Genomic DNA, 21,046 nt, shown 5'->3' on the forward strand with positions numbered 1-21,046 from the left:
ACAGTATTTCTTACTTTGCGTTGCCAATAATAAAATGACTTGCTGCTAATATTATTTTCACTACACCAAGCCGTAACGGTTTTACCGCTACTTCGGCATTCCTTTATGATAGCTGTCCATTTCATTAAACGCATTTCATGAGTACTTTTATCCATAATATAAGTACCTCCAAAAAACTAGTTTAGCAACTTTGAAAAACTATTAGTTTTTTAAAGCTTACGCTAATTATCTCAAAAAAACTAAAGTTATTCGAGGTACCTATGTTTTACCGTTTACTCAATGCAGAAGAAAACAGCTATACTTTTGGATTCTGTTTTTGATATTATTTAATAAAAAATACGGTTTGATTTCTATTAATAATCAAACCGTATTTTATAGGATTTTTAGTATTCAGAATCATAATAATAACTACCTCTATTGTTATTAAATAATGTCCTTTCATAAGTATTGAAAACTGCTGATTCTAATAATTCTTCTTTATTCATATCCCAATTGATAAATTTATAAGAATCGCTCTGTGAAAAGAAATTCAACACTAATTTTTTACATTTATCACTTGAAGTTAATTCATCATTATTTATTTTATTTTCTAAATCAATAATTATTTTCTTTAATATAGATCTAATATTACTATTTATATATTTACAATCATAAAAAATAAATATCCACCATACTTCTTTATATAAAAGAAAACTTGCATCTTTTTGTATTTTATCAATATTTTGTAATATCTTCTCTCCAATTTTGTTAGATACTTTATCACAATATTGACTATTATATGTAGAATAAATCAAAAACACTGAAAATAATAATGGATTATTTTTTCTTTCAAGCTTTTCCCATATATTTTTTTCAATATTATTATTAAGCTCAATTTTATATGATGCAATTAACAAAATAAAGTCTACTATATCTTCTAAATTATTATTTATAATAATATAATCATACTTATTTATAATTTCTTCTAAAGCACGTTTATTTCTTACGGTTCCTATATCTTTTTCTATCATATATACAATACTTGTAAGCTTATCTGTATTACTAAATGTTGGTGCAAAAGAATAAAAGTTAAATACCAAATCATAAAATCTACTTACACCTTTATCTGTAACATTCTTATTAAATAAATCTTTTTTATCAGTTCTTATTACTTGATTTGAAATTGCCTTCATGACATACGAAACTATTTTTTGTCTTTCAGAATAATGTGTAGTAATAATATTTATAAATTGTTGCTTTATATTTGATATGATGTTAATCTTTTCTAGATTCCTAGCCTTAATTATATAGTCACTATTTTCTGTTACTTCATTATAAGAATAGAATATTCTCTTATTAAATTGTTCAACAAACTTTCTGCTATCATCTATCCATTCATTCCATATATGAGGCAATGTACCTTTATCATATTTTAATTCATTTAATCTAAGTTGATATTTAGCACTTATATTCTTAAATAAACTCATTATATAATCAATAAGTTCTTGAGAATTAGTAAAAATAAAAATATCATCAACATATCTACATATCTCATAATCAACACCTTTAATATAATTAGATTTCACTAATTCTTCATATACCTGACTATCTATATTTTGCAAAAGTATCTCAGCTATCATTCTAGAAAATTCAGGTCCAACCAAAATACCATTTGTAATTGATGAATTAATATTCTGTAATAATCTATCAATCACACTGTATAAATGATTATTCCTAAACTTTCTAGCATCTACTACTCCATCAGTAATAAGCCAATTAAACACATGCGTATAAATACTATCAAAGCACGCCTTGTAATCTGTCTTGCAATAATATCTAAACTTGTTATTTAATTCAAACCACTTATCAGATAAATAAAATTCTGTGATTCTATTAAATGGCTTAATGGAAAAGAATGTACCAGATGCCTCTAATGAATTTCTATTATCTAAGCATTCATATTGTACTACCCCATTCTTAGCCTTTTTATAGTATAAATCATTATTTTTACAATGATATCTTATTGAAAACACTGGTTTACTAAGACAATTAACTACTTCCTTATTATAAATACTAATAAAAATATATATTTCAATCATAGATAACGGATTCATAATAGATAACGTTCTAAAGTCATTATTGGGTTTTATAATATTAAATTTTAAAGCAGAAGCATGCCACCCTTTGTTAAATATAAATTTATTATTTGTATCTTTTGTTAACTTTATATCTTTTATTATATCAAGCAATACTTTTTTATTATCATGCAAATAATCATAATAATATTTTACTGTAAATATTTTAGGTACTTCTACTGGCATTAAGTCAGTTATTATTATGTCTAAATCATTTCTTTTCATATTTTTGTATTTCATTTAATATAATCACTTCCCCAAATATGATATAATAATATTGCAAATATTTGTTAAGGTAGTTTATTAACTACACACAGTATCGGATAATAGCCACTGACCTTATGGTCATACTAGATTCCAAAACAGCTAAAGGAGTAGATAAATCTACTCCTTTAGTTTTAATTTATCACAAAAAATACTTACAATTTCTCTATAAGATTTTCCTTTCAAGTTATAGGCTTTATTAAGATTAATTTTTTTTAACCTCTTAGATAAATAATCTTGACTCCAGCCTATATTAGGATGAAAAACTATTGATTTATTATTTTTCATATAAAAATATAAGGAATACTTTTCTTTTGATTTCTTGAGAAAGTATGGAATATTATTAGTACCTAGTTCATGCTCTATAATGTCATAAACTGAATCCTTCAAGAAAGTAAGGGTATCAGTAGTTATCTTATCCTCAATATCTATGAATCGTCTAAGTTCCATATAATTACCCGAAACTCCAATAACTTGCCACTTTATTTCTTTTCTATATCTTGAACAATTAAAAAACACTACTCTTGACAATATAAACTGTAATCTTGTTCTAAATAATTCCATGTTTTCGTCCTTTTTAAATTTATTAACTATTGCAGTTATTTTATTTTCAAACCTTTTTCTTTTTTCACTTGTAATACCATACTGTATCTTATATTTATTATTTTTATTTATAATGAACTCATATCCTAAATAATTAAAGCTATTTATAGAATTACTTTGATTTATGTATATACATTTATTTTCATTAATCTTTACTTCTTGTCCAAATATCTCTGATACAGTTTTATATAATATTGACTTTATTGTATCTTCACTTACAAATTTATTAAATATAATTAATCCATCATCTACGTACCTTTTATAAAAAATCATTCCATAATCTCTTAAATGTATTTGCAATCTCATATCAAAATCTTTTGCTTTAATCTCAATTAATGAATTAGATGTAGCTAATCCAGCGTAACACTTTTCAAAATTATGTACCAATTTTTCTAACAAAGCAATTTCATTTTTTTTCATACTAGAATTTATTATATAATCATTAAAAATTCTTTGACTAGAAACACTATTAAAAAAGTCTTTAAAATCATACTTAAATATTACGAAGTTACTCATATATCTTAAATTTTCAGTGACTGAAATACATTCGTTCATAATTTGAAATCTATTAGGATAACTAATGTTAAATTCTTTATCTAATCTTTTTTTTAAATACTTTAAGCAAACCTCTGCTATACTCTTCTTAGCTACAACATATACTTCTCTATATTCTTGTTTTATCTTTTTTGAATTTTGAACAGATTTTTGATTTACTTTTTTAGGCTTTTTCCTAACCTCTCTTTTTATATTTTTATTACTTAACTCAACATCCCCTGTTTTTATTTTATGAAATAATAAATACTTGTTTTTATTCATCTCATCGTCTTCATATTGCTGTATTATATATTTAAATACTGAATCGCATCCATCTATATATACCCATTTATAAAAGAAATCATAATCAAGTATCTTACCATTACTATCTATTAGATTTAAATATGTGCCATCTGCGATACCTATACTCCATATATTCTTTATAGTATCTTCACTAAAATATTTAGAAGCACACTCAGCATACTCTTTGTAATTACTTGCTTGCTTTTGATTCATAAAAAAAGCCACTATATATATACACAAGCAATTAATACCTATATCTTCTTTGTATAAATTCAATATATTATCCTTAATAAGTTTAATTTTTGTCTTTTCGTTCATTAACTTGTCTAATATATTATCTAAAGAATAAGCATTAAAAGTTTTTTTATAATATGTACTTATTTTATTTTTATCCCAACTAATTTTTTTTAAATACGATAATGTGTTCATTAGTTTAGGTCTATTTATAACCTTACTAATACTAGTTATTTTTATTCCTCTTAAATTTTCTGGCAATTCAAATTTCATATAATCCTCTTCTTTTATTAGAATAACATTATAATCACAATTTTATATAAATGTAGGTTAAATGTCGGTATTTGCACAACAAAAAAAGGCTTAACTATTGAAGCTAAGCCTTTTCTCAAAAAGTATTGGTACTCCCAGTAGGAATCGAACCTACATCTACCCCTTAGGAGGGGGTTATTCTATCCATTTAACTATGAGAGCTCAACAAATTCATTTTAATATTATTACAACATATTGTCAACCATTCCAAAGAGCAATTAAAAATACCCAATTACTATACTCTTTTAATATAAATATCCTATTCAGATACTATTGTTCTACTTTAATTGCTCTTTATGTACTATGCTTGCTGCGTTTCTATTTTTTCAAATGATCTACTACTGCTACCTTTCTTCGGTATTTGCGTTATTATTATTGCCGTAAATACTAACGCACAGCCAAACAGCTCTTTTCCTGTTAACTGCTCATTTAATATCAGCCAGCCGCCAAGTGCTGCATAAACTGATTCCATGCTCATAATAAGTGATGCTACAGCTGGTTCTGTATACCTCTGCCCTATAATCTGCAGTGTGTAGGCAACTCCACTAGACATAACACCGGCATAAAGTATTGGTGCTGCAGCCTGCATAATCTGAGAAAACTGCGGTTTTTCAAAAATAAGTGCAATAATAACTGATGATATTCCACATACAAAGAACTGCGTACATGAAAGCTTTACTGCATTAGTAAGTGACGCATACTTGTCCACAATCATTATCTGAACTGAGAATCCAAATGCACATAAAATTATGTAGATGTCGCCGATTCCTATGTTAAATCCCTGTTTTACTGAAAGAAAATATGTACCTATTGTAGCTATGACAACGCTCAGCCACACTGTCATTCTGACTTTCTTCTTTAAAAACAATCCAAGAATAGGCACTATAATTATATAAAGTGCTGTAAGGAATCCTGCCTTGCCAGCTGTTGTATACTGCATGCCAACCTGCTGCAGTGAAGATGCAATCAAAAGTGCAAGTCCGCATTCTATGCCGGCTCTAATCCATAGCTTATTATCATTAATTTCTGTTTTAGGACTTTCTCCCTTTGACTTTGACATAAATAATATTACAGGCAGAAGCGCAATTCCTCCTACCACTGTTCTTACTCCATTAAAGGTAAAAGGCTTTGTATACTTCATTCCCATGCTCTGAGCAACAAAAGCTGTTCCCCATATAAGCGCAGTTATAGTTAATATTATTTCACCCTTAAAATTTTTTAATTTCATCATCCTAACTCCTCTTATCCCCTTAATTTGTAAAGAACTGATTCTACCATTACCCCTTCTCTCTCAGGATAATCATATTTTAAACTGTACTTTATGCATTCCCTAATAAAATCAGCACTACATTTAACAGCACTTAAAAGATCAGAACCATTAAGTATCTTGCCAATAAGTACAGCATCAAATATATCACCAGTTCCGTGAAAAGCACCCTTAATTCTATCAAAATATAATATGTTAAGTTCACCGCAGTTGTACACAGCAATTCCTATACTGTCCTCACTACCAGGAATACTTGTGATTACCACATTACTGCAGCCAAAATCAGCAAGATTCCTACAGATATTTAAAATATCATCATGTTTAAGGTCATCTCTATACTCATATCCCGTAAGCAGACATGCCTCCGTAATATTAGGAGTAATAATATCTGCATCCCCTAAAACACATCTTATTTCGCTTATATATTCCTTGTCAAAGCCTGAATAAAGCTTCCCGTTATCGCCAAGTATAGGATCAACGACAACCAGGTTATTCTGCCTCTTAAATTCTTTGATAAAATTTTTAGTTTCTATTACATTTTCCCTGTCACCAAGATAACCAACGAGAATGCTGTCAAATTCCACATTGTTCTGTTTATAATGTTCCCTACACTCATCTATGTATCCATTAAGCTTTCTTATGGCTGGTTTACCGTAACCGCCCATATGTGTTGAAAGAATTACAGTTGGTATAGGACATACATCAACATTTAGCACTGACATTACTGGTATTATGTTAGTAAGAGCTGCTTTTCCTACTCCAACAAGATCATGAATAGCAGCAACGTTTTTTATCGGTTTCTTCAAAAAAGCACCCCCAAAAATCAAATTAAAACTATTATCTTTTGAGATTATATTTATGAATGCAATCAATCTTACAAACTAAAAATAGCTACAAAGACACTTTTAATATCTTGCAGCCTTTATTTATGCCAAAATTCCTCTCAAGCTTAATTCTATTATTTCATTTACAGTATCATCAATACTTTGAACACCGTTATTTACAATTTCATAAATAGCTGTTGCAATAAGGTTTCCAAAGAAAAGAAATGACATCAATTTAGGATTGCCTTTTTTTACAACGCCTTCTGACATAGCCTGTTCCATGACTTTCTCTATTTCTCTAAAGTATGTATTAAGCAGCATTCTTATTTCTGACTGTCTATTTTCCTTACCCCAAATCTGACTTATAAGTACCTTAAAAAATTCCCTATTATCATTAGATAGTGTAAGCTGATTCTTACATATCAATCTTATCTTTTCGAAACTTCCAAGGTCCATTTCATTAATTTCTGAAATAGCTGCCTGCATAGATTTTATTCCTTCGACAACTACAAAACTAAATATTTCTTCCTTACTTTTAAAGTGATAATAAAGCGTTCCTTTTGCGACTCTAGCTTTTAGAGCAATTTCATCCATAGTCGCTCCATTATAGCCACGCTCTGAAAATTCTCTAACAGCTGCCTCAAAAATAGCTCTCTTTGTCTTATTCATAGCAACCACCCACCTAATTAATTTAAAAGCTTACATTCAACTAGCTTTTTATAATACAAATCTACCAGTATTATTATCTACTTAAAGACTATTTATAATCCCTTATCTATATAATAAACATTATTTTTTACAAAATAAAAGACCCTTCTGTAATCCCAATTAACAAATACCGGAGGATTAGGCAAGCAAAGGGCCGTAAGTTCTAGACAATAAATTTTCCTGCCACTTATTGTCTTAATATAAAAATATCCCTATATTTAATAGTAAATCATTAATGCTAAAATCTCAATACATATTTGATATTTTTATGTAAATTTGTTTATATTTTTCCCCAAAACATACAATAAGTTGTATACCCTTATATATTTAGATACTATATAATATATATAAAATTAATAAATAATAATTTATATTTGTAATAAGGAGAGCTATTATATGATAAAAGTTTACAATAGATCCACAAAAATGTATGAAACAGAAAATGTAGCAGGCAAAAAATATCTTGAGTGGTGCTACGGATCGATCCTAGGCAAAAAGGCTACAGAAATCTTTATTAAAAGAAAATTATTCACAAAGCTTTATGGCAAGTTCTGTGATTCAAAAGCAAGCTGTAAAAAAATACAGCCATTTATAGATGAATTTGATATTGATATGACAGAAGTTATTAAGAAGCCTTCTGAATTTGAAAACTTCAATGACTTCTTCGCAAGAAAACTAAAAAAACATGCACGCCCATTTTCACTTAACAAGGATGATCTTATATCTCCTGGCGATGGCAGACTTACAGTCCTTACTAACATAGATACAGAAAGCCTTGTACAGATAAAAGACTTAACTTACTCTTTATCTGAACTTTTAGGTGATACTAAAACTGCTGCTTTATATGAAGGCGGAACATGTCTTATTTTAAGATTATGTCCTCTTGATTACCACAGATATCACTTTATAGATAACGGTATCTGCTCAGAAGGCCACAAAATAAATGGTAGCTATTATTCTGTAAACCCAATAGCGCTAAAAAATACTCCTAAACTCTTCTGTCAGAACAAAAGAGAATGGAGCACATTTAAATCTGAAAACTTTGGCGACATAATTACTGTAGAAGTAGGTGCTACATGCGTAGGCTCTATAATCCAGACTTATCATGCAGGTGAATCTGTAAAAAGAGGTGACGAAAAGGGCTACTTTAAATTCGGAGGTTCAACTACTATCTTTTTCTTCAAAAAAGATACAGTAGTTATCGATGAAGATATCTTAGAACAATCAGCAAAAGGCTGTGAAACACATGTTAAATTTGGCGAAACAATTGGCAAGGCAGTGAATAGGTAACAACAAATAACGAATAGAAAAAGAATAAACTCCCCTTAGGGAAGTTTATTCATTAAGAGATTTGGAGGCTTTACCTCCTTTCTATTAAATTCATGGTCAAGACATAGGTATCAGTTTCCATTCATAATTCTCTATTAGTTGTTCGTTATTTACTAACATATCATCTTACTTACATTACTTTTTACTACTGATTCTCTTTCAACAAGATTCACTGGAATTGTAATTACATTATTCTCTTTAATATTCTCAATAATGTGTTTGTCTTTTTTATTTATACCTATTATCACTTCAACAGCCTCGTCAGCTTTACTTCCTATATGCTGATCAATTGTTGTAAGCTGTGGGATGAAATACTTTGAATCTCTTATGTTGTCAAAGCCAATTACAGACATATCTTTGGGTACACTTATATTCCTATCATAAAATCCCCTGATAAGTCCCATAGCAGCTATATCTGACATTACAAATATACCTGTAATATCATCTCCAAGACTTAACACTTTGTTAGCAGCCTGAATCCCGCCTTCATAGCTTATATCTATATTCACTACCCTTCCTGGCTTGTACTCTATTCCATATTTCAAAAGTGCGCTCTTATAACCTTCAAGTCTCCCCTTATATACAAGAGTGTCCTCAAAACCTCCTATAAGAAAACATGTTTCCTTATGGCCATTCTTAATAAGATATTCTGTTGCTAAAAATGCTCCCATTTCATCATCAGTACTTACATAACAGAATTTATTGCTTGTTTTTGCTTGATCTACAACAACTACAGGTATATCTACTTCTCTTAAAGTATTGTATACAAAATCGTTCGCACTTCCTAAAACAATTATTCCTGCAAGGGTGCCACTGTTTATATGTCTTACAAGAACTTTCTGTTCATCAATAGAAAGAATCATTGTACTGTATCCCTGAAGTCTTGCCTTATTTTCTGCTGAGCTTAAAAATTCAAGATAAAATGGATTATCAAGAAGAATTGTTTCCTTATCTTTTTCATTAACAGGAACAATTATTCCAATTATCCTGCTTTCCTTCTTTACGAGACTTCTGGCATTTATATTAGGTTGATATCCCAATCTGTCGATTACTTCCTTCACTCTTTCCCTTGTTTCACAGTTAACCTTATTAACATCATTTATGACATAAGAAACAGTAGCAATAGATACACCCGCTTCTCTTGCTACATCTTTTATATTTACTTTTTTTCCCATAAATTCATCACCCTTATCCCAATCTATCTCACAGTTTTCTTTAATATACAGTCCCTTATAGCTTCCTTAAAATCATTCTTATTTCCGTTATATACTATAATGTCTATTCCCATTTCTGCAGCTCTGTCAATAACAGATATTTTGCTTGGCATCTTAGTTGCTGTAAGTATTTTTATAGCATTTTCTCCACCAATCTTTTCAGCATAAACATTTAATTCGTTAAGAGCATTTTCATCATATTTAGAACTGTCCTTACAGGAAATACAAATCAATACCCCATCCTTTATTGCAACTACATCTATCTCATTCTTTATTTTCCTCTGATTTTTGTCCCATAAAAACATCATTCCGCTCTTCACATCATCTATGAAGTCAATTTCTTCCACTACCATTTTAGTAAATACTTCAAACCAGCTGCCTGTTTTAAAAATAAATCCTTTTATAAAATTATTTAAGAATTTTATTTCTATGTCATCACTGTTTCTCATGCAATTAATCTGCTTATATTTCTGAAGAAGATCAATTGTATCAAGAACAATCCTTTTCTGATTTTTATTTAGTTTTTCCATCTTGATACCAATTTTATAAGGATCATCTTCATAGTGAATTAGAGTTGTATTGTCTGTAATTACAGGTCTTATCTCATTCCATTGTTTCATGTTTCCTGCAATAAGCATTGTCAGCCTGCTTACTATCTCTTCCTCACCTATTTCAGTAGATTCTAGCAATATCTTGGCTCCAAGTGTTTTCATTATTTCATTTATGTCTATGTCTGCCAAGTTTACTTTTATCTTTTCAATCTGACTCTCTCCAAACTTGGTCAGTTCCTTTTTATTTATGTCCATAAATACGACTTCAATGCGTCTTTTAAACGCTTCATATAAAACTTCAAGACTTACGGATTTATCTGCTGCGCTAATATCTATTATAACATTTTTACCCATGTATTTTCCTATAATTTCATTTATTTTTCTATTATTATCCATTTTTATTCCTGTAAAAATAATATTGGGATATGTGTGCATAAAATATTTTTTTAAATTTTCAATTTTATCATTATCTTTATATATAAATACAGCTTCTTTTGGTTTCATATATTCAGTACATAGAACACTTTCTTCATTGTTGTTGCCAACAAAATTTATCAAAATATCACAATGCATAAAAATTCTCCTTTTATATGCGTATTCTAATTTTATTTTCTGTTGGCTAACAACAAATTATGCAGTCCTTATCTATTCAACTTTTTATCTACTTTAAGTATACTGCCTAAAATCGCAAATATAACAGCAGATACTATATTTTCATTCAGTTCCTCGTTTGTATGCTTATTCTTTTTTGCAAGTTCTTTATACCATAATTTCTTTGCTATCTCGCAGAGCCAGACAGATATTTTACATCTTCCCTCAAATCTATCAATCCCCTTAATAGCCTGAAAAAACGTCTCTTGAGTTAACTCCTCAGCGATATCAGCATCATGCGTTAAACAGTAAATAAACTTGTATACAATTGTTACATTCTCCTTATAAATCTGATTAATATCTTTTTTGTTCATTTTTCACCTCATCTTTTATGGTGTTTATATTAAAACATGTTTTAACTTTTTAACTGTTACACTCTATATGTTCTCAAAAACTCCATTTCGTTACAAGGTTTTGAAAATTTTTTTAATAATTTTTATCTTTTTATTTTTCATTGACTTTATTATGCATAAGACTTACTATAATATTAACTATAAGTTTAAATCCAATGATGAGGAATAGTAGTTTAACTTATCTTTCATTAAGAGAGTCAGGGATGGTGTAATCCTGATATGAAAGTGTTTTATGAATGGACCTCTGAGGAATAAAGGGAAATCTTTTTAGAAAGTATCTGACATGGAGTTCTGCACCTTATAGCAGACAAAACATTATTGTGTTTTAGTATTGAAAGCGGTATCTGCAGATAATTCTAAGCAGATGCAATTTAGGTGGTACCACGGATATATCTCCGTCCTATTTTTAGGGCGGAGTTTTTTTATTTAATTTAGAATTTAGATTTTAAAATTTAAAATTGAAGGATGAAATCAGAAAGCTGATTTCTAAACAAAATGGAGGCTCTGCCTCCAAACCTCTTAATAATTTAATTAAGAGAGTTTTAAAGACAGATATGCTCTCTTTTTGGAACTCCGCCGAAGGCAGAGTTCAATCCGAAATTCTACATTCTAAACTATAAATTCTAAATTTGACAAACAACTTAATCTGCAATACTAAATTCTATATAGTAAAAACATTAAATAAAATAAATACTTTAAAACGGAGGTTTTTATTATGAGTAAAAAAATATTATTAACTGGCGATAGACCAACAGGAAAATTACACATAGGACATTATGCAGGTTCATTAAAGAACAGAGTTGCAATGCAGGATTCAGGATTATACGAAAACTTTATAATGATTGCTGACCAGCAGGCATTAACAGATAACGCAAGAAACCCGGAAAAGATAAAGAACAGCTTAATCGAAGTTGCTCTTGATTATCTTGCTGTAGGACTTGATCCTGCAAAATCTACTATCTTTGTTCAGTCTCAGATTCCTGAACTTAATGAACTTACTATGCATTATCTTAACCTTGTATCAGTTGCAAGAGTTGGAAGAAATCCTACTGTAAAGCAGGAGATTAAGCAAAAGGCTTTTGGCGAAGGTGTTCCAGCAGGATTCTTCATTTATCCAGTAAGCCAGGCTGCTGATATAACAGCATTCAAGGCAAGTGTAATTCCAGTAGGAGAAGATCAGCTGCCAATGATTGAACAGACTAGAGAAATCGTTAGAAGCTTTAACTCAATCTATGGTGACGTTCTTGTTGAACCAGAAGCTGTACTTCCACCATCAACTTGCGGAAGACTTCCAGGACTAGATGGAAAAGCTAAAATGAGTAAGTCTCTTGGTAATTGCATCTATCTTTCAGATGATGCTGACACAGTAAAGAAAAAGGTTATGTCAATGTACACAGATCCTGACCACATCAGAGTACAGGATCCAGGTAAGATAGAAGGCAATACAGTATTTACTTACCTTGATGCATTTGGCACTGACAAGGAAGCTATCGAAGAAATGAAACAACATTATCAGAGAGGCGGACTTGGAGACGTAAAAGTAAAAAGATATCTTAATGAAGTACTAGAAGCAAAACTTGCACCAATTAGAGCAAGAAGAGCTGAATTTGAAAAGGATATACCAGCTGTTTACGAAATGCTAAGAAAAGGCAGTGAGCAGGCAAGAGCCGTTGCAGCAAAGACTTTAAAAGAAGTACGTGATAAGATAGGCATTAATTACTTCGATAATATAGAGAATAACGAATAGTTAAGGAAAGAACTTCGCTAAAGCTCAGTTCTAAATATGAGTATCTTCCATTCTATTAAATTCATGGTCAAGACATAAGCGAACATACCAAATCAGAGATTTGGAATGCCTGCTTGGTCAAGACGTAAGCGAACATACCAAATCAGAGATTTGGAATGCCTGCTTGGTCAAGACGTAAGCGAACATACCAAATCAGAGATTTGGAATGCCTGCTTAAGCGTAGTGATATGAATTTTAACCAGTTCTATTCACTATTCTCTATTAGTTGTTCACTAACTTAATATTTTTTATATATAGAAAAACAGTATGTAGAATCTGAGGGGGACTACATACTGTTTTCCCTTTTTACATTGTTATATGGCCATCAATGTTATAATCATGATCTTTAATGAGAAAACCTACTTTAAAGATCATGAGCATTGATTACCAATTTACAGTTACCTGACCAGTTGTATTATATGGGACTATATAAGTCCTATTGTCTCCACTCTGCCAATCTATAGTCTTTTTACCATAACTACCTGTACCAACTTTAATAAACTTAAATTCTATTTTTGTTCCTGCAGGTACAGCAACATCATAATACCAATTTGGATAATGACCTTCTATCTGGTTAAAGAATGGTCCTATGGCCTTATCTGTGTTCCAAGAACCTAATTCAGGTACATCACCAACTAAATATACGTTTTGTCCATAATAAGTTGATGCATTATTTACAACAAATCGTACACTAACTAAATCGCCTGAGATAACATCATAATTTTTGTATACATTACTTACTGCACCTGAAGCAGTTTTTACTTTTACATTTACCTTTCCAGCTGATATAGAAGGTACTTTTACAGTAATAGCATCATCACTCCATGAAGTTACTGTTGCTGCAGTATTTCCAAAGTAAACAGTTCCTTTAGATGTTCCAAATCCATCACCACTTATAGTAACTTCCTGACCTGGTTTAGCCATTTGCTGCTGGACATTTCCTATAGTTGGTGAATTAGAATTTGTTGTATAACTCCACACAGCAGAAGCTCCAGCTCTTAATGTAAAGTTATTAACGCTTCCATTTCTAACTGTTATACTGTTTCCTGACATAATATTCTGTAATACATCTGAATAATTTCCATTAGGCATAGCAGTTAAAAGCCCGGAAACGTTTACGTCTGTATTACCTTTATTTATGGCAACTAATGCTACATTATTTCCACACTGTCTTTCATAAATATATACATCATCATTAATCCATCTTTCTTTTGTTGTACCTGAACCAATAGCTGTATTATTCTTTCTTAAAGCAGATAACTTAGAGATTATATTGAATGCAGTAGTATTTGTACTAAAGTTACTCATCATTCCTCTGCAATAAGGGTCGTTATCCCCTGTCATATAATGCTCTGTTCCATAATAAACTGCAGGAATTCCTCTTGAAGTAAGAAGTGCTACTAAAGCCTGGTTTGTTCTATTATTATTTGAACCTGTAGAGATTCTATTAAAATCATGGCAATCTATAAATGTTACTAGACTATTTACATCTTCATAGTCTTTTGCAGTACTTGCAATCATGTTATTAAAATCATACATATTAGCTGAGTTATATCTGAATACGTTATCTACAGTTCTTGCAAATCTAAAGTCAAGAAGACTCATGCCTGAATTATTAGCAAAATTAGTATTGCCTGCATCATAATTTCCGTTATCTAGTGACCATTCTCCAAATGTAAATACTGGTTTATGTGCATTTATTGAACTCATAAAACTCTTCTGCCATCCAAATGCCATATGCTTAACTGCATCAAGTCTTATACCATCTATACCTTGATCAATCCATAGATTAATTGCATCTTTAAGATACTTATCTACAGTTTTATTCTGTTGATTTAAATCGCATAAATCGAATAAATTTTTATAAGTACAACATTCTAAAGATTTGTATTCATTTATATTCTTCTTATCATCTTGTATAATACTACCATTATGATGGAATATATTATCTGGATCATTATTATACTTGGCAAGTAATTTTCCATTATCATATAAGGCACCATTTTCCCCAAAGCCTGTATTTTCTACTCTTGCTGGAGAAGTATGGTTTGGAGCAAAATCTATTATTATTTTTAAATTATGACTATGTGCTGCTTGTACTAAATCTTTAAAATCATTTAAACTACCGAAGTAAGGATTAGTCTTTTTATAATCTTTAGCCCAGTAACCATGATATGGAGCTCCCTCACCATCTTGTTGAATATATGCATCGATATTTTCAACAGGTTGAGAAATCCATAATGCTGTTACGCCTAACTTACTAAAGTATCCACTATTAATTTTATCGGCAATACCTTTCCAATCGCCGCCCCAATACTTTTTCCAATCATTTTTATTAGCATCATAAAGATTTCCTGATGGATTATTAGATTTATCTCCATCATAGAATCTATCAGTTATTATCTGATAAATTACATCCTTTGAATAATCAACTTTACTAATATTCCGCTCACTTGCTTGTACCCCCTTAACTGCTGTAACATGCTGGAGTATTGGAATGCTATTTGTCTTAATTGGAGTAAATCCAATTAAAGAAGCTAACAAACATAATGAAATGGTTCTTTTCTTAAAACTAACTTTACTTTTAGAGTTCATGATAAAATCCTCCCTAAATTAAAATTAACAAACTTTTAATATTAGAAAATCCATTGAACTTAGCTTTATATCCCCATCTATTTTAGTGATTTTATTATTAATAAGGTTTTTATATTTACCTTTTGCTGGTACACTTACATCTGTTTCCTCATAATTATTATTAATTGCTATAATCACCTTGCTGCCATTATATGCACGTTCAAAAACAAGTACATTATCTTTAGCATACAAAGAATTATAACTTCCATATACAAGCTCTTTATTTTGTTTTCTTATATTTATCATAGTCTTGTATAGATTTAAAAGCTCATGATTTTGCTTATCCTTATCCCATATCATACACCCCCTTGATAATGGTTCTTCACCACCATTAATACCTACTTCATCGCCATAATATATATATGGAACTCCTATATACGAAAATTGAAATGCTATTGCTAACTTCATTCTTTCAACCTTGTCATTACACTCGGTTAGAAATCTTGAAGTATCATGACTTCCTATAAGATTCCACATCTGCCTGCATATACTGTCCATATATGATGTTCTGCTGTTATTTAAAATATCATTAAATCTGTCAGCATCGATAATCCTCTTGGCAAAAAAGTCTATCACTGCATTTTTAAATGGATAATTCATTATGCTGTCAAGCTGATCACCCTTTAAGAATGAACTTGCTTCATGCATAATCTCTCCAATTGCAACTGCATTGCTGTTTTTAGATTTAATTTCCTTTCTAAATAACTGCCAGAATCTATGGCTCACTTCATCACAAACATCAAGTCTCCATCCGTCTATACCGACTTCATTAATCCAGTATCCGGCTACCTTAAGAAGATAATCATTTACTTCTTTATTCTCTGTATTAAACTTAGGCATATCAGAAATACCTACTGCAAATGTATAGTAGTTAATCTTTTCTGTATCTACTGGATAGCCATCTGTTAAATACCAATCTTTATATTTTGAATTCTGCTGGTTTTTAAGGAGATCTTGAAAAGCGAAGAAATCGCTTCCTGAATGATTGAATACTGCATCAAATACAATTCTCATATTTCGTTTGTGGCACTGTGATACTAATTCTTTTGCATCATCAATTGTTCCAAACTGTGAATCTATATCGTAATAATCTGCTGTATTATATTTATGATTTGATGAAGATTTGAATATTGGTGTCAGGTAAATCAAATTTACCCCTAATTCTTTTATATAATCAAGTTTTTGTATTATTCCTTTTAAATCTCCGCCAAACATTGATGTTGGCGTAACATTACTTCCCCATTCTAAAGTTCCTTCTGGATCATTACTTTTATCTCCATTGTAAAATCTATCTACAAATATCTGATAAACAACTGATTCCTGAAGCCATGAACTTTCTTTATAAACATCATCTGGTGCAATATAAGCATATTGAAATGATGTTATTTCCTTTTTATCTACTTCATAATCTCTTAAGCCCCTATCATCGAGAAATGCCCTGTTTCCATCTTTGTCAATTAGTTCAAAATAATATCTATATCTATCTCTATATACTGATATTTCTGTTTCATAAAAATCAAATAACTTTGTACTAAGTACAACTTTCATATCCTTTGCTTTAAACGGATTAACCCAGTCATATCTGTCCTTATAGTGAAGAATACACCTATTAATATCATTTTTAGCTGTCTTTATTCTTACACATAAAGTATTTGTATCCTTTGCATACGCATAAGGAACATCTGTTATATGGTAAATAGCATGTTTATTCAATTTTTTTCCTCCCAATTAATGTTGAATCCTAAGTCAACGCACATGTATTTTTACTATAAATTTTTTATGAACTCCCTAAAAAGGGAGTTCATAAAAACACTATTCCTTTACGGCACCTGCTACAAGTCCCTTTGACATAAATTTCTGTATTGATACAAATAATATAGCTAGTGGTATTGATGCTAGAACTGAATCTGCTGCATATTGTGGCCATACTGTCATATTATCTGTCATCAAACTCTTAAGTCCAACTACAAGAGTTCTAAGTTCTGAATCCTTAATCAATGCTGCTGAGAAAATGAATTCTCCAAATATTCCAATGAATGAGAAGAAGAATACAACTACAGCCATAGATTTTGTTAGAGGTAAAATAATTTTTGTGAATATCTGCCAATTTGTTGCTCCATCTACCATTGCTGCTTCATCAAGGTCTTTAGGAAGACCATCTATATAGCCTTTCATCAACCATATATTGTAGGCACTTCCACCACACAGTACCACTGAAAGGAATATAAGATTATCCATTCCGAATGGTAATTTATATGCTACTGAAAGTATTGCTGGTACCATCATTGAGTTTGGAAACATTTGAAGTATTAACAAAGCCATTAACCCATTTCTTTTGCCAGTAAACTTAAGTCTAGAAAAAGCGTAGGCTGCAGGAAGAGTCATTGCAAGTTGAACTAATGAAACAAATGTTGCAACAAATATAGTATTTTTCATCCAAGTAAGGAATCCATTCTCTTGAGTTAAAGCAACTTTATAGTTCTCAAAAGTTATATTATCTGGTATAAGACGTTTCTGCATAAAGCTTGTACCACTTGATAGCGAAGATGCTATTATTGAAAATACAGGAAATAATATAATTAATATAGCAAACCATAAAAAGATTCTTTTAATCCATAATCTTATTCTTTTTGACTTACTTATTCTTCTTTTATAAACAAGTTTTGCTGGTGTCTTTATTGTTACTGCTTCACTCATTAACCTTCAACCTCCTCAAACTGTCCAGATGCTTTCATATTTACAAATGAAATTGTACCTATTATTATGAAAATCAAGATAGACATTGCAGAACCAAGAGCAAATTGTCCATTTTTAGTAGACATATTATATGCTGCAGATCCTATAATATCAGTCCATCCTGAGAATGACGCTCCTTCTTTTGCTGGTCCTCCATCTGTCAGTAAAAATGCTGTATTAAAATTATTAAAGTTAAATGCAAAACTTGATATTAACAATGGATAAGCAGTTCTTGCTAATGAAGGTAAAGTGATTTTGAAGAACTTCTGGATTCCAGTAGCTCCATCTATATCAGCTGCTTCATAATATGATGAAGGAATTGCTGCTAATGCACCTATACATATGTTCATCATATAAGGATATCCAAGCCATAAATTTAGAAATATTACAGCCAATCTTGCCGCATGTGGACTTACTAGCCACATTATTGGCTCTTTTATTATATGAAGACTTTGAAGTACACCATTAATTGCACCATATTCACTATTAAACAATCCTTTAAATGCTATTATTATAATTGCTCCAGGAAGAGCCCAAGGAATAACAAGTAATGCCTTATAGATAAATCCTTCTTTTAAATTTTCATCACTAAGAATCATTGCAAAAATAAGTCCTATAAAAAAGCATCCTAATGTTGATATTAAAGCATAAATAATTGTCCATGTAAGTAGTGGAAAAAATTCTCCCTTTAATGGACCTACAAGTATCTGTTTAAATTGATAAAATCCAACCATATGCCAGCCATCAGGTGTTCCGTATCCATTACTTAAATTTGATAGTCCATAATCTGTAAATGCTAGAAAAACAGAATATATCATTGGTAATATACTCAAAATAATTATACTGGTAAGAGCCGGTGCTAGATATGCATATGCTCTTTTATTATTCTTACCAAATGTACTAACTTTTTTAGCCATTCTAATTCACCTTCTACTAATATATTTTTTGATTAAGGTACCAAAAGTACCCCCCTCTATATACTAATACCAAGTTTATCTATTAAACGCTTATATTCCTATAGATAAATACTTTTGGTACTGTAATCAATATTAAATCCTCAGCCCCTTACGGGGCTGAGAACTTTTACTTATTACTTTTTAGTTGCAACCTTTATTGAATCAACGAATGACTTCTGAATATCTTCTGCAATCTTCTTAACATCTTTTCCAGTTAAAGCTGTCTGAATTTTCTTTCCTGCATCCCAAACGCCATTAACTTCTGAAATGTTAGGCATTGGTAATGCTGTCTTTAACTGTTCAACAAATGCTGAAGTTACATCATTTTTCTTAACTGCATCCTTATCTAGGTCAGCTTTTTTAACTGGTATTCTATTTCCAACTTCATATAGCTTGTCTGCTGTATTGTCAACAAGATACTTCATTAAATCCCAAGCACCGTCTTGGTCTTTAGATTTACCACTTACAAATGCAGTCTGAACACCCATTAATGACTTAACACCTTCACCATTAATCTTTGGAATTGGTGCTAAAGCAAATTTAGTACCTGCTTTCTTAAATCCATCAACATCCCAAGGTCCGCTAATATAGAATGCTGATTTTCCATTTTGGAAGTTATCTTTTGCTATGTTACCATTAATATCTGCTTTTATAAATTTATATTTAACAGCTAAATCCTGTATGAATTGATATGCTTTTAAAGCACCTTCATTATTTAATCCAACATCATTAATATCATATTTTCCATCTTTCATTCCAAAAATATATCCACCATATGACTGAACGAATGCTGCATTAAAATAGAAGTCTGATGCATTATACTGGAATGCTGTTCCACCAATTGCTTGTGCTTGTTTTAGAAGGTCATCCATAGTCTGAGGAACTTCCTTAACTTTATCTGTATTGTAGAATAAAGCATAAGTCTCCATTGCTAGTGGAATAGCATAATTTTTTCCATCATATGAAACTGCATTGCAGACTGCAGGATTTGCATAATCATCTTTATTAACTATGCCACTTGGTACTTCTGCTAATAGCTTGGCCTTTTGGAAAGATCCTAAGTTATCATGAGGTATACCAAACATTATATCTGGACCTTTAGCTGAATTTGCAGCCTGTAAGAAAGCCTTCATATCACTTTCATCTTTAACGACTTTAACTTTTCTATTGTTTTTCTTTGCCCACTCCTGAGCCACCTTATTAACTTCTTTAACTTCGTTATCCATTAAATGTGACCATACAATTAATTCTTTATCACTTTTTTTGCCTGAATTTGATCCACCATTACTGCTGCCACAACCAGCAAGCATTCCAAAACCAACAACCCCTGCTACTAAAGCAGATAATAATTTAATCTTTTTATTCATCAAAATCCCTCCAAAATATGAAAAATTCAATTTCGTTTCCCGGTAAACGATTGCAAATCTTATATTTATATTATATATCGTTTAAAACAATCAATTTATTTTAAAATTATATTTTTTGTTTCCTTTTCATGTAAATTGTTTATTTTAATAACTTTTTCCCATTTTTTTTTGTTATAATTTAGACATGAGCATAATTGATCTTTAAAAATTTAATATTGATATAGAGAAATATTTTGGAAAAGTTAGGTTTTTTATTAATAAAGTGACTCAAAAAAGGGTATACTATCCCCATGAGGATGATAGAAT

16 protein-coding genes, 1 tRNA gene and 1 other annotated feature are annotated in these 21,046 nt (G+C 30.4%); of the genes, 2 read left to right on the plus strand and 15 right to left on the minus strand.

The features are described from left to right. The 7 genes from tnpA to FYJ33_RS15045 form a co-directional block, all read right to left on the minus strand. Positions 1 to 155 (minus strand): IS66 family insertion sequence element accessory protein TnpA (gene tnpA / locus FYJ33_RS16530; protein ID WP_407928917.1); only part of this gene is annotated, 155 nt, incomplete at its 3' end. Between the two features lie 228 nt (positions 156 to 383). Then, positions 384 to 2,354, minus strand: coding sequence for an RNA-directed DNA polymerase (locus tag FYJ33_RS15020; protein WP_154532640.1), 1,971 nt, complete (start codon positions 2,352 to 2,354; stop codon positions 384 to 386). Between the two features lie 144 nt (positions 2,355 to 2,498). Beyond that, positions 2,499 to 4,325, minus strand: coding sequence for an RNA-dependent RNA polymerase family protein (locus FYJ33_RS15025; protein ID WP_154532642.1), 1,827 nt, complete (start codon positions 4,323 to 4,325; stop codon positions 2,499 to 2,501). Positions 4,326 to 4,451: 126 nt separating this feature from the next. Further along, a tRNA-Arg gene (locus FYJ33_RS15030) sits at positions 4,452 to 4,526 on the minus strand. Between the two features lie 139 nt (positions 4,527 to 4,665). Beyond that, positions 4,666 to 5,595: a DMT family transporter gene (locus FYJ33_RS15035; RefSeq protein WP_407928916.1), complete on the minus strand. Its 930-nt coding sequence runs from the start codon at positions 5,593 to 5,595 to the stop codon at positions 4,666 to 4,668. 11 nt (positions 5,596 to 5,606) lie between these two features. Next, a complete protein-coding gene (locus FYJ33_RS15040) occupies positions 5,607 to 6,437 on the minus strand; it encodes a pyridoxamine kinase (RefSeq protein WP_154532644.1) in 831 nt (276 codons plus the stop codon). Between the two features lie 120 nt (positions 6,438 to 6,557). Next, positions 6,558 to 7,124 (minus strand): TetR/AcrR family transcriptional regulator, encoded by a 567-nt coding sequence (locus tag FYJ33_RS15045; RefSeq protein WP_154532646.1) that lies wholly within the window; start codon positions 7,122 to 7,124, stop codon positions 6,558 to 6,560. Between the two features lie 435 nt (positions 7,125 to 7,559). Between FYJ33_RS15045 and FYJ33_RS15050 the strand changes: the two genes are divergently transcribed. Continuing rightward, positions 7,560 to 8,453 carry a phosphatidylserine decarboxylase gene (locus FYJ33_RS15050; RefSeq protein WP_154532648.1) on the plus strand — a complete coding sequence of 298 codons (894 nt, stop codon included), beginning with the start codon at positions 7,560 to 7,562 and terminating at the stop codon, positions 8,451 to 8,453. 152 nt (positions 8,454 to 8,605) lie between these two features. On the opposite strand, the gene FYJ33_RS15055 is transcribed toward FYJ33_RS15050, so the two are convergent. From FYJ33_RS15055 to FYJ33_RS15065, 3 genes are all read right to left on the minus strand, one after another. Next, positions 8,606 to 9,667, minus strand: a complete 1,062-nt coding sequence (locus FYJ33_RS15055; protein ID WP_154532650.1) for a LacI family DNA-binding transcriptional regulator — start codon at positions 9,665 to 9,667, stop codon at positions 8,606 to 8,608. Between the two features lie 23 nt (positions 9,668 to 9,690). Then, a complete protein-coding gene (locus FYJ33_RS15060) occupies positions 9,691 to 10,830 on the minus strand; it encodes a Card1-like endonuclease domain-containing protein (protein ID WP_154532652.1) in 1,140 nt (379 codons plus the stop codon). A 68-nt stretch (positions 10,831 to 10,898) separates the two neighbouring features. After that, positions 10,899 to 11,222: an RNA polymerase sigma factor gene (locus tag FYJ33_RS15065; RefSeq protein ID WP_154532654.1), complete on the minus strand. Its 324-nt coding sequence runs from the start codon at positions 11,220 to 11,222 to the stop codon at positions 10,899 to 10,901. A 185-nt stretch (positions 11,223 to 11,407) separates the two neighbouring features. Then, positions 11,408 to 11,667: a binding site (T-box leader), on the plus strand. A 309-nt stretch (positions 11,668 to 11,976) separates the two neighbouring features. Here FYJ33_RS15065 and trpS point away from each other — a divergent pair. Then, positions 11,977 to 13,008, plus strand: a complete 1,032-nt coding sequence (gene trpS / locus FYJ33_RS15070; protein ID WP_154532656.1) for a tryptophan--tRNA ligase — start codon at positions 11,977 to 11,979, stop codon at positions 13,006 to 13,008. Positions 13,009 to 13,431: 423 nt separating this feature from the next. On the opposite strand, the gene FYJ33_RS15075 is transcribed toward trpS, so the two are convergent. The 5 genes from FYJ33_RS15075 to FYJ33_RS15095 all read right to left on the minus strand — a co-directional run bounded on the left by FYJ33_RS15075 (position 13,432) and on the right by FYJ33_RS15095 (position 20,740). Continuing rightward, complete coding sequence (locus FYJ33_RS15075) at positions 13,432 to 15,642, minus strand: alpha-amylase family glycosyl hydrolase (RefSeq protein WP_154532658.1); 2,211 nt, start codon at positions 15,640 to 15,642, stop codon at positions 13,432 to 13,434. Between the two features lie 24 nt (positions 15,643 to 15,666). Continuing rightward, positions 15,667 to 17,394, minus strand: a complete 1,728-nt coding sequence (locus FYJ33_RS15080; protein WP_154532660.1) for an alpha amylase N-terminal ig-like domain-containing protein — start codon at positions 17,392 to 17,394, stop codon at positions 15,667 to 15,669. A gap of 99 nt (positions 17,395 to 17,493) precedes the next feature. Next, entirely contained in the window at positions 17,494 to 18,378 is an 885-nt protein-coding gene (locus tag FYJ33_RS15085; RefSeq protein WP_154532662.1) for a sugar ABC transporter permease, read from the minus strand. Beyond that, a complete protein-coding gene (locus FYJ33_RS15090) occupies positions 18,378 to 19,334 on the minus strand; it encodes a carbohydrate ABC transporter permease (protein WP_154532664.1) in 957 nt (318 codons plus the stop codon). Before FYJ33_RS15090 ends, FYJ33_RS15085 begins: the two co-directional genes overlap by 1 nt. 173 nt (positions 19,335 to 19,507) lie before the next feature. Beyond that, positions 19,508 to 20,740: a sugar ABC transporter substrate-binding protein gene (locus FYJ33_RS15095; RefSeq protein WP_154532666.1), complete on the minus strand. Its 1,233-nt coding sequence runs from the start codon at positions 20,738 to 20,740 to the stop codon at positions 19,508 to 19,510. Positions 20,741 to 21,046 lie beyond the last annotated feature (306 nt).

Origin of the sequence: Inconstantimicrobium porci (genome assembly GCF_009696465.1) — a bacterium.
GTDB lineage: Bacteria > Bacillota > Clostridia > Clostridiales > Clostridiaceae > Inconstantimicrobium > Inconstantimicrobium porci.